Source organism: Sandarakinorhabdus sp. (assembly GCF_041689835.1).
In the GTDB taxonomy this organism is placed as follows: domain Bacteria; phylum Pseudomonadota; class Alphaproteobacteria; order Sphingomonadales; family Sphingomonadaceae; genus Sandarakinorhabdus.
This window is the reverse complement of the sequence record NZ_JBDNFM010000118.1, coordinates 1-9,123: the sequence shown is the minus strand read 5'-3', so window position 1 is coordinate 9,123 and position 9,123 is coordinate 1. Positions and strand designations below refer to the sequence as shown.

Sequence of the window (9,123 nt, the reverse complement as noted above, 5' to 3'; positions counted from 1 at the left end):
CCGCCGCCTGCGCCGCAGCCGTTATGCCGCGCTCGCCTCCACCCTGCCGCTGGCGCTGCCACTGCTGATCTGGCCGGAACCCATCCTCAGCCTCGTGTTCGGCCCGGCCTTTGCTGGCACGGCGCCGCTGCTGCAATGGCTGGTGGGTGCCAACATGCTGGGAATTGTGGCTGGGCCATCGGGCGCGATCATCACCATGTCGGGCCGCAGCCGCGAAACCGTGCCGATCATGGTTGTGGCGGCGGGGCTGATGGCGGCGCTGGCGTTTGCACTGGTACCGCGTTTCGGCATTGCCGGGCTCGCCATGGCCTATGCTGCCGGCCACGCGGTGCGGATTATCCACGGATATTGGCTCACCCGCCGCATACTGGCCGCTGCTTGACAAGCCAAGCAGCCCTGCCTCATTGCCAAGGTGTGAAAGAAAACAGCGCCCTGCCCCGCCTGCGCGGCCGCATCCGCAATCTGGTGATGGGTTGGCGCTGCGCCCTGTTGCGCGGCGTGTGGGGCATGGATATCGGCTGCGACGCCAAGATCAGCTGGTCTGCCAAGCTGGACAAGACCAACCCGCGCGGTATCCATATCGGCGATTACACCGGCATCGCCTTTGGCACCGCCGTGCTGGCTCACGATTTCCTCAAAAATCGCCATGTCCACACCCATATCGGCGCGCGCTGCCATATCGGCGCGATGTGCATCATCTATCCCGGTGTGACGATCGGCGATGGCTGTATCGTAGCGGCCGGCAGCGTGGTGACGCGGGATTTGCCCGCCGGCAGCCTGGCCACCGGCAATCCGGCGCGGGTGATCGAAAAAGACATCGTCACCGGCAAATGGGGCATCCGCATCGACAAGATCGATCCCGACCGGCTCGACAAAACCTTGATGGTGGGCTGACCCATGACACTGATCGACCAGATCCGGGACGTGTTCCTTACCGAACTGGGCATTCCGCCCGAAGATTTCAGCCCGGGCCTCGCTTATGGCGCCGTCCCGGAATGGGATTCGGCCTCGCACATGGTAATCGTCACGGCGCTGGAGGAACGTTTTGGCATCATGTTCGAATCCGAGGAATTGGTGGAGCTTTCCACCGTCGCCCGCATCGAGCAGGCGCTGCGCGAGAAGGGCATTTCAGACGGGCATGGCGCATGAGCCTGATCGTCGCGCCGGCGGGCACTGCCGATCTTCCCGATCTGGCCGCGTTGCGCGCCGCCTTCTGGGCCGATCAGTGCGCCAAGGGCCTGCGCGAACCAGCACCGGGGTGCACGCCCGATGATTTGGCCAAACTGGTGGGCCGGCCACGCACGCATCTGTTGGTGGCGCACGGTGATGAAGGAATGGCCGGCTATCTGTTCGGCGTGACGCGGCTGGTGCCGGGCGCGGTGGTGCAGAAAGTTTCCTCGGTTGAAGAAGTCATGACTTGGCCCGGCCTGCGTCAAGGCGGCGTCGCGCGCGCGCTGGTGCTGGCGGCGACGGAACGCTTTGCGGCCGACGGCGCTAACCGCGTACAACTGCGCGTGCTCACCAATAACGCCGAAGCCGCGCGTTTCTGGGACCGGCTAGGCTTTGCGCCCTATCTCACCACCATGGAAAAATTGCTGCCATGACAGTGCTGGCCGCCCGGCTTGCTGCTGCTGCGCGGGTACACGCCAGCCGCCCGGCGCTCAGCATCGGCGGCGAGACGTTAAGCTACGCCGAACTCTTCGCCGCCGCGCAGCGCTGCACCGCGCGGATGCACGGCGTGCCGGCTGGCGCGCGCGTCGGCCTGCTCGCCCATCGCAGCCTTGATGCCTATGTCGGCGTGCTGGCGCTGGTGCTGTCAGGCCGGCCGTATGTGCCGATCAACCCCAAGGCCCCGCCCGAACGCCAGAGCGCGATTGCAGCCGCTGCCGGTTGCGCCGCGTGGTTGCATGATGCCGCCACCGAGGCCGCCGCCCACGCGCTTGCGGCCGGGCATGGCGGGACGGCATTGGCGGTCGATCCCCACGCCGCAGGCCCGCGCGATTTCGCCGCCGCAGCCAGCCGCCATGCGTATGTGATGTTCACCTCCGGCACCACCGGCACCCCCAAGGGCGTTGCGGTGCGGGCGGACAATGTGACGGCCTATATCGATGCCTTCGCCGCCATTGCTCCGACCCTGCCCGATGATCGCTGCACCCAGTTTTTCGATCTGTCCTTCGATCTTTCAGTGCACGACATGTTCGTCACCTGGGCCAGCGGCGCCTGCCTTGTCGCGCCGACCGAAGCCGAGCTGATCGACCCGGTCGGCTTTGCCAATCGCGCCGGCGCCAGCGTGTGGTTTTCCGTGCCGTCTGCCCCCGCGATGGCGCAGCGTATGCGCCGACTAGGGGCGGGCGTGCTGCCGGGTTTGCGCCTTGCCCTGTTCTGCGGCGAACCGCTGCCGACCAGCCTCGCGCTCGCCGTCCACGCCGCCGCCCCAAATGCGCAGGTGTGGAATCTTTATGGCCCCACCGAAGCCACCATCGCCATCACGGCCCAGCGCCTTGATCCCGCCGCGCAGGCCATGCCCGCCACCGTGCCGCTGGGTATCGCCTATGCCGGCTGCGCTGCCGCGGTGGTGGGCGATGACGGCCAGCCGGTGCTGCCGGGCGGTTCGGGCGAATTGTGGCTGGCCGGGCCGCAAATCACCGATGGCTACATCAACAACCCGGCCGAACAGGCGGCAAAGTTTCTGAGCACCACCGTCCCAGGCTATCCGCACGATCTGTGGTATCGATCGGGCGATCTGGTGCGCAACGATCCCATCTGGGGCCTCGTCTGCCAGGGGCGGCTTGATGATCAGGTGAAAATTTCCGGCTATCGCGTTGAATTGCTGGAGGTGGAGGAAGCCCTGCGCCGCGCTGCCGGCACCAGTGAAGTCGCCGCGGTGCCGTGGCCGCTGAACGAAGGCGGCTCGGCTGAAGGCCTTGTTGGCTTCGTGTGCGCTGCCAGCGTCGATTCCCGCGCCATCACCGCCGGCTGCCGCGAGCTGCTGCCGCCCTACATGGTGCCAAAACGCGTCATCGCGGTCGATACGCTGCCCTTGAACGTCAACGGCAAGATCGACCGCAAGGCGCTGCGCCAACAGCATCTGGAGCGCGGCTGATCCTGCTGGGGCTGGTGCCGCCTGTGCCTAGGTGCGGGTGGCCTTTTCCAGTGCTTCACCGGCCTCGATCCAAGTGGCTTCGGCGCTGGCCAACGCTGCCAGCACCCGGCCGCGTTCCTGCATCAGGGCCGGCACATTGGCGCTGGGCAGCGCCAGCCGCGCATCAAGCCCGTCGCGCTCGGTCGTCAGCTTGGCCAATTTGGCTTCGGCGGCGTGCAGCGCCTTCTTCAGCGTTTGCGCCGCTTCGCGGGCGGCGGCGGCCTTGCGGCGGGCTTCCTTGGGGTCTTCGCGCGGAGCAGCAGGCGCCGACGACACAGCAGCAATGCTATCGCGGCCACCGCTCAACACCAGCGCTTCGTAATCGTCGATGCTGCCATCGAACGGGATGGCGCGCCCGGCATCGACCAGCACCAGCCGATCGGCGCTGGCCTCGATCACGTGGCGATCGTGGCTCACCACAACAACCGCACCTTCGTACCCGGCCAACGCCTGCACCAGCGCCTCGCGGCTGTCGGTATCGAGGTGGTTGGTCGGCGCATCAAGCACGATCAGGTGCGGCGCGTCGCGCGTCACCAGCGCCAGCGCCAGCCGCGCCTTTTCGCCGCCGCTCATGGTGCCGATGCGCTGTTCGGCGGTGGCGCCGGTAAAGCCGAAGCGGCCCAATTGGCCCCGCACGGCGCCAGGGCTGGCGCCCTTCATCGCACGTGACATCATCAGCACCGGCGTGGCATCGCCGTCCAGTTCTTCTACCTGATACTGGGTGAAATAGCCGACCTTGAGCTTGCCCGAAGCGGCGCGGGTGCCCGACATCGCCGGAAGCTGGCCGATCAGCAGCCGCGCCAATGTGGTCTTGCCGTTGCCGTTGCGGCCCACCAGCGCCAGCCGGTCATCGGGATCGAGCCTGATGTCGAGATGGCTGAGCACTGGCGTTCCATCATAGCCGACCATCGTTTCATCCAGCTGCACCAGCGGCGGGCGCAAGGGTTCCGGGCTGGGGAAATCGAATCTCATCGTCGGATCATTGGCGGCTTCGGCCACCGGCTGCATCTTTGCCAGCGCCTTTTGGCGGCTCTGGGCTTGTTTGGCGGTGGAAGCGCGGGCGCTGTTGCGGGCGATATAATCCTGCAGCTTGGCGCGCTGGGTGGCCTGCGCCGTGCGCGCGGCTTCCAACTGGGCCATGCGTTCAGCGCGCTGGCGTTCGAAACTGTCGTAATTGCCGGTGTACAGCTGCGCCTTGCCGGCTTCGAGATGCAGGATCATGCCGGCAACCCGGTTGAGCAAATCGCGCTCATGGCTGATCAGCACGATCAGGCCGGGATAGGATTTGAGGAAATTTTCCAGCCACAACGCCGATTCCAGATCAAGGTGGTTGGACGGTTCATCAAGCAGCAGCACATCGGGCCGGGTGAACAGCAGCGCCGCCAACGCCACCCGCATGCGCCAGCCGCCCGAAAAACTGTCGAGCGGGCGTGACTGCATTTCCTCGTCAAAGCCAAGGCCCACCAAAATGCGCGCGGCGCGGGCCGGCGCGGTGTAGGCATCAATGGCAATCAGCCGATCGTGCAGATCGCCCAGGCGTTCGAGCGGGGCGCCGGCTTCTTCTTCGGCCATCAGCGCGGCGCGTTCCAGACCGGCAGCCAGCACGGTTTCAAACGGCGTGCCTTCGCCCATCGCGGCTTCCTGCTTGAGCCAGCCCATCCGCGAACCGCGCGGGTGTTCGATGCTACCGCCATCGGGATCGATGGTGCCGGCCATCGCCTTCATCAGCGTCGATTTGCCGGCGCCGTTGCGGCCGATCAGCCCGACACAGCCGCGCGGCGGCAAGGTGGCGGTGGCGCCATCGATAACAGCACGCCCGCCAAGGCGGACGACGAGATTTTGCAGAGACATCATGATGGCTGCGGCCCTAGCAGGAGACGGGCGGGCCGGCTAGGCTGTTGCCATGATCAATCGCCGTATCATGCTCGCCCTGCCGCTGTTGCTCGCTGTACGGGCCCCCGCCCAGCGGGCCGAAGCTCAGCCAGTTGATCCGCTGGCGGCGGCGCTGGTTATCTGCTGGCAGGCGCGCGGTGTGCGCTTCACCCCCCAGCAGGTGGCGGCGCGCATCGGCAGCCGCACCGGCCGCGCCGCGCTACTTGCGGTGGCCGGCGCATGGACGGATGCCAACGAAGACGATCAGGAAACCGTGGTGGAAATCGTGTGGGAAGCCGGCCAGCCGGTCTCCCCCGCCGCACCGCTGATGCACCGCGATCTGGCGCAGGGCCTGCCGCTGTTGCTGATTACCGGCGATGGCCGCACGCTGCTGCTGCACGGGCTGGGCACTGCCGCAGACGCCAGCGAGCCATTGACGGGTCAGCGCTTGCGCGTGCCGATGAGCGACATTGCCCTGATCGGCCGCCCGGTCATCGCCGGCGCGTGAATGCCTTCACAGCCGCAGGCCAAGCCGTGCTGCCGCCCATGTCATGAGGAAATACAGGCAGATGGTCAGCACGCAGCCGGCAATGAGAGCAGTGCGAAACGGCCAGCCCCGGCCCAACAGCGCCGGGATAACCAGAAACATCGGCAAGGACGGCAGCACGAACCAGAAGGTGGCGCGGGCATGATCGGCCAGCAACACTGGGTCGCGCGTGTCTTGCCACAGCCAGATCATGCCGAGCACCGATATCAGCGGCAGCGAGGCGATGAGCGCGCCGAACCCCGGATAGCGGCGGGCGACCGCGGCAATCGCGGCCACGATCAACCCTGACAACGCCGCCTTGATGATGAAGTGCAGCACCGAACGCGCGACCGGGCCGGATCAGGGCCGCTGCTGCGGCGACGGGAACGGCGGGTTGCTGATGAAGTTGCCGGCATCGCCTGGATAGGCAATCGGGCTTTCGCTACCATCGGCGGCGATGGCCGAAACACCGAACAGCCAATCGTCGATCGACGCATGTTCCAGCACCAGCGACATTGTGGCTGCCGGGGCGGTGCGGCTGTATTGCCATTGCGGTGCCGTGGTGTCGCGCCACCAGATCTTGTAACCGGCAGCGTCCTTCACCGGTGTCCAGCTTACCTTGGTATTGGAACCGGAATCGCGATCAATGGTGACAGCCGGCGGCATCGGCGCACGGGCCAGTGCGGCCAATGCAAAGACGTTGAGCCTGGTCACCTTGCCGAGATACTGGAAATCGACGCCATCGATGACATCGCCATAGCGGCGGCCGTTTTCTACGCGAATATTCTGGTGCTGGCGGTCGTAATGTTCGGCGGCTTCGGTGATACGCACCGCAGGATAGCCAGCTTCGAGCAGGCGGGTCTGATCGCCACCGCGGCCGAAACGATCGGTTCGATAGACCATCTTCACATCCAGACCGCCCACGTTGTGATCGGCCAGGCTGTCGATGAAGCGCGCCAGATTGCGGCTGGGCGAATCGTTCTCCCCGCCATTATAGCGGCGGCGGTTGGCTTGGGCGGCGCTTTCGACTGCCTTGGTGCCTTCGGAAAACACCCGAACGTGGCCGCTATCCTTCATGCCGCCCATGCCGGTGCTGTTGCCGATGATATCGTTGTTCAGGTCGGCTTCGACCATCCAGCCTTTGGCGCGGGCATAATCGGCCAGCACCTTGCCGCCGTTCAGCCCCTGCTCCTCACCCGACAGCACGGCATAGACGATGGTGGCGGGAAATTTGAATTTCGACAGCACGCGCGCGGCCTCGATCACGGCGGCGGTGCCGCTGGCGTCGTCGTTGGCACCGGGCGCATCGCCCTTGGCATCGAGCGGATCGCTGTTCCGGCTGTCGATGTGGGCGGACATGATGATGAAGCGATCAGGATCGCTGGTGCCGGGCTGGATCGCCAGCACGTCAACGATTTCGGTTGCGTTGGGCAGCCGATCACCGGTGAACATCTGCGACGGTTTTTCGATGGTCAGGCAATTGCCGCAGGCGGCGCTGAAGCTTTGCAAGCGCGATTCCGTCCAGCGCCGGGCGGCGCCGATGCCGCGCGTCGGGCTGGCGGTGTCGCTGGCCGAGTGACGGGTGCCAAAACCGACCAGCGCGGTAATGCTGGCCTTCAGCTCGGCCTCGCTCACACCGGCTGCCAGCGCCGGCAGCGCCGGTTCGGCGGCTGCCAGCGTAGGGGCCAACGATGGGACCAGCAGCAGCGTTCCGAACATCACAAATTTGCTGGGGGTCATGGCGTGGTCCTTGTGGATTTGTCAGGCTTGCGATGCCGGCCTGCACCCATTTTGGCAAGCCCTCGGCGGCCGACCACTTGCTCTCCAGAACGCAAAAGGCCGGCCCCCGCAGGGACCGGCCTTCTGACATCAGAAGCAGTTGGTTCAGGCCGAAACGCTGATCGCTCCGCGCCGGCGTCGGGCAGCAAAGCCGACCATGCCGAAACCCGTGAGCAGCAATGCCCAGCTCGCCGGTTCCGGTACCGCGCCGCCATCCGGATCAAAGCCATCGGAGCCCAAGAAAGCCAGATGCGACAGGCCGTGCGGGACGCCCTTTTTGTTGGTAATGTTGAATGTGTTCCAGGTGCCGCTGTTGGCCGGGGTTGCCAGCTTGTAGAGCACGAATTCGTTTGACGCCTTCACCACCAGGAATTCGACGAAGAAGCTGGTTGCCCACGTGCCCGACGTCAGGCCGTTACCAACAAACGAACCGTTGGTTTGGCCAAGAAAATTCAGCGTAATGTCCGGAGCGGCGCTGGGGTTGGTGTTGTTGAACACGTTATAGGCCGCGGCGGTCTCGACAGCGTGGGCCTGATTGCCCACGTTGCCGTCGAACTTGCAGCCATTGGCATGCGCCACGTTGATGCATTGGGCCGCGCTGACCACGGTGATGGCGCTGGTTGCCATCGCGGGCACGGCACCAAAAGCGACGGCGACTGCGGCAGCAGTCAAAAGTTTGGATATCTTCATTGTATTGCCCCTCTCAAATGTGGTGGCAGCATCGCCCCCGATTCCTGTGAACATTATTACCAAAAACTTAACGGCGCACAACCTCTGTTATAGTTCTATTTATTTTAATTGATTTTTATTAATTTAAATATCGCCCGGCGACCACGGCGGGAGAGTTGCGGGGGGGGGCAGGCCCAGCCCTCGCGCCGGCAATGCCGACACCCGGGCCTGCCCCCCGCAATTTCCAATCAGGCTGCCACGCGGACCTGACGGCGGCGGGCAAAGCCGACGAGGCCAAAACCCAGCACCAACATCAGCCAAGTGGCCGGTTCCGGAACGGCGCTGCCCGTGAAATCGCCCGAGCCGCGCGCGGTGAAGTTGTTGAAGCGGCCATTGGTCTGAGTGCCGAGGCCGCCCGCGCCGCCGAAGGCAAAGCGCGGCGTGACGTTGGACAGCGAGATCGAAAAATCGGTCAGCGTCGTCGGCGGGAAGCTCAGAAAATCGCTGGTCACAGCCGTGAAGCTGTCACCGGGGATCGAGACCTGTGCGCTGCCGGTGGTGGCACCCACCGTGCCCGACAATTCACCACCGGCGAACGTAAGCGTCAGGACGTTGCTGCCGGTCGTGTATACAGTCGAACCTAATGTGAACGGGACTGAAGAAGTGAATGACAGCGTGCCGCCGGTGAATGCCTGCGACCACTGGTTGCCAGAAGTATTGACTGCGAAGCTGGTCCCGGTGCCGGTGAACGACCATTTCGCCGCCACACCCGCAACGAAGTTGCCGCTGAAATCTTCCAGCGTGACCGACACATTCTTCGGCGTTACAGTCTTCAAGCTCCAGCCCGGAGCGCCACTGTTGTTGTAAGTCAGATTGTTGCCGCCTCCGGCTCCGGTGAAGCTGACGACGGTCAATGTCGTGGCCTGCGCCGCCATTGGCATGAGCACTAGTGCAGCAGCAGTGATCGCAGATTTCAGAAACTTACTCATCGCAGTAACTCTCCTTATAGGTTTACACAGTTCGAGCGCCTGGCTGACGCTCTTACACGAAATATCAATGCAATGTTCATGCCAATTTAATGAATTAAAAATGTTCCCTTTGATTCCAAAAACTTAACCACTTATTTATAATTTAT

Annotated in this window: 11 protein-coding genes; 6 read left to right on the top strand and 5 right to left on the bottom strand. The window is 64.5% G+C overall.

The window, feature by feature from the left end; translation table 11 throughout:
• From ACESL8_RS06345 to ACESL8_RS06325, 5 genes are all read left to right on the top strand, one after another.
• On the top strand, positions 1-382 hold a 382-nt coding region (locus tag ACESL8_RS06345; RefSeq protein WP_372916973.1), incomplete at its 5' end, for a polysaccharide biosynthesis C-terminal domain-containing protein.
• 32 nt (positions 383-414) lie between these two features.
• Positions 415-894, top strand: a complete 480-nt coding sequence (locus ACESL8_RS06340; protein WP_372916971.1) for a DapH/DapD/GlmU-related protein — start codon at positions 415-417, stop codon at positions 892-894.
• Between the two features lie 3 nt (positions 895-897).
• A complete protein-coding gene (locus tag ACESL8_RS06335; protein WP_372916969.1) occupies positions 898-1,149 on the top strand; it encodes an acyl carrier protein in 252 nt (83 codons plus the stop codon).
• Positions 1,146-1,604, top strand: coding sequence for an N-acetyltransferase family protein (locus tag ACESL8_RS06330; protein ID WP_372916968.1), 459 nt, complete (start codon positions 1,146-1,148; stop codon positions 1,602-1,604). The genes ACESL8_RS06335 and ACESL8_RS06330 overlap by 4 nt, the downstream gene beginning before the upstream one ends.
• Entirely contained in the window at positions 1,601-3,103 is a 1,503-nt protein-coding gene (locus ACESL8_RS06325) for an amino acid adenylation domain-containing protein (RefSeq protein WP_372916966.1), read from the top strand. Before ACESL8_RS06330 ends, ACESL8_RS06325 begins: the two co-directional genes overlap by 4 nt.
• A gap of 27 nt (positions 3,104-3,130) precedes the next feature.
• Here the strand turns inward: ACESL8_RS06325 and ACESL8_RS06320 are convergent, their stop codons facing one another.
• The gene (locus ACESL8_RS06320; protein WP_372916964.1) at positions 3,131-4,996 is read right to left on the bottom strand and encodes an ABC-F family ATP-binding cassette domain-containing protein; all 1,866 of its coding nucleotides are present in this window, start codon (positions 4,994-4,996) and stop codon (positions 3,131-3,133) included.
• 49 nt (positions 4,997-5,045) lie between these two features.
• Here ACESL8_RS06320 and ACESL8_RS06315 point away from each other — a divergent pair, with 49 nt between their 5' ends.
• Positions 5,046-5,522 (top strand): hypothetical protein, encoded by a 477-nt coding sequence (locus ACESL8_RS06315; protein WP_372916961.1) that lies wholly within the window; start codon positions 5,046-5,048, stop codon positions 5,520-5,522.
• Positions 5,523-5,528: 6 nt separating this feature from the next.
• Here ACESL8_RS06315 and ACESL8_RS06310 read toward each other — a convergent pair whose 3' ends face one another.
• From ACESL8_RS06310 to ACESL8_RS06295, 4 genes are all read right to left on the bottom strand, one after another.
• Positions 5,529-5,879 carry a DUF3147 family protein gene (locus ACESL8_RS06310; protein WP_372916959.1) on the bottom strand — a complete coding sequence of 117 codons (351 nt, stop codon included), beginning with the start codon at positions 5,877-5,879 and terminating at the stop codon, positions 5,529-5,531.
• Between the two features lie 21 nt (positions 5,880-5,900).
• Complete coding sequence (locus ACESL8_RS06305; RefSeq protein ID WP_372916957.1) at positions 5,901-7,280, bottom strand: M20/M25/M40 family metallo-hydrolase; 1,380 nt, start codon at positions 7,278-7,280, stop codon at positions 5,901-5,903.
• A gap of 144 nt (positions 7,281-7,424) precedes the next feature.
• Complete coding sequence (locus ACESL8_RS06300) at positions 7,425-8,009, bottom strand: PEPxxWA-CTERM sorting domain-containing protein (RefSeq protein WP_372916955.1); 585 nt, start codon at positions 8,007-8,009, stop codon at positions 7,425-7,427.
• 227 nt (positions 8,010-8,236) lie between these two features.
• The gene (locus tag ACESL8_RS06295; RefSeq protein WP_372916952.1) at positions 8,237-8,923 is read right to left on the bottom strand and encodes a PEPxxWA-CTERM sorting domain-containing protein; all 687 of its coding nucleotides are present in this window, start codon (positions 8,921-8,923) and stop codon (positions 8,237-8,239) included.
• Between the last annotated feature and the right edge of the window lie 200 nt (positions 8,924-9,123).

Coding starts and splice junctions, on each gene's coding strand:
- ACESL8_RS06305 (WP_372916957.1), bottom strand. CDS start 7,280: ATGACCCCCAGCAAATTTGTGATGTTCGGAACGCTGCTGCTGGTCCCA.
- ACESL8_RS06325 (WP_372916966.1), top strand. CDS start 1,601: ATGACAGTGCTGGCCGCCCGGCTTGCTGCTGCTGCGCGGGTACACGCC.
- ACESL8_RS06330 (WP_372916968.1), top strand. CDS start 1,146: ATGAGCCTGATCGTCGCGCCGGCGGGCACTGCCGATCTTCCCGATCTG.
- ACESL8_RS06320 (WP_372916964.1), bottom strand. CDS start 4,996: ATGATGTCTCTGCAAAATCTCGTCGTCCGCCTTGGCGGGCGTGCTGTT.
- ACESL8_RS06295 (WP_372916952.1), bottom strand. CDS start 8,923: ATGGCGGCGCAGGCCACGACATTGACCGTCGTCAGCTTCACCGGAGCC.
- ACESL8_RS06315 (WP_372916961.1), top strand. CDS start 5,046: ATGATCAATCGCCGTATCATGCTCGCCCTGCCGCTGTTGCTCGCTGTA.
- ACESL8_RS06335 (WP_372916969.1), top strand. CDS start 898: ATGACACTGATCGACCAGATCCGGGACGTGTTCCTTACCGAACTGGGC.
- ACESL8_RS06300 (WP_372916955.1), bottom strand. CDS start 8,009: ATGAAGATATCCAAACTTTTGACTGCTGCCGCAGTCGCCGTCGCTTTT.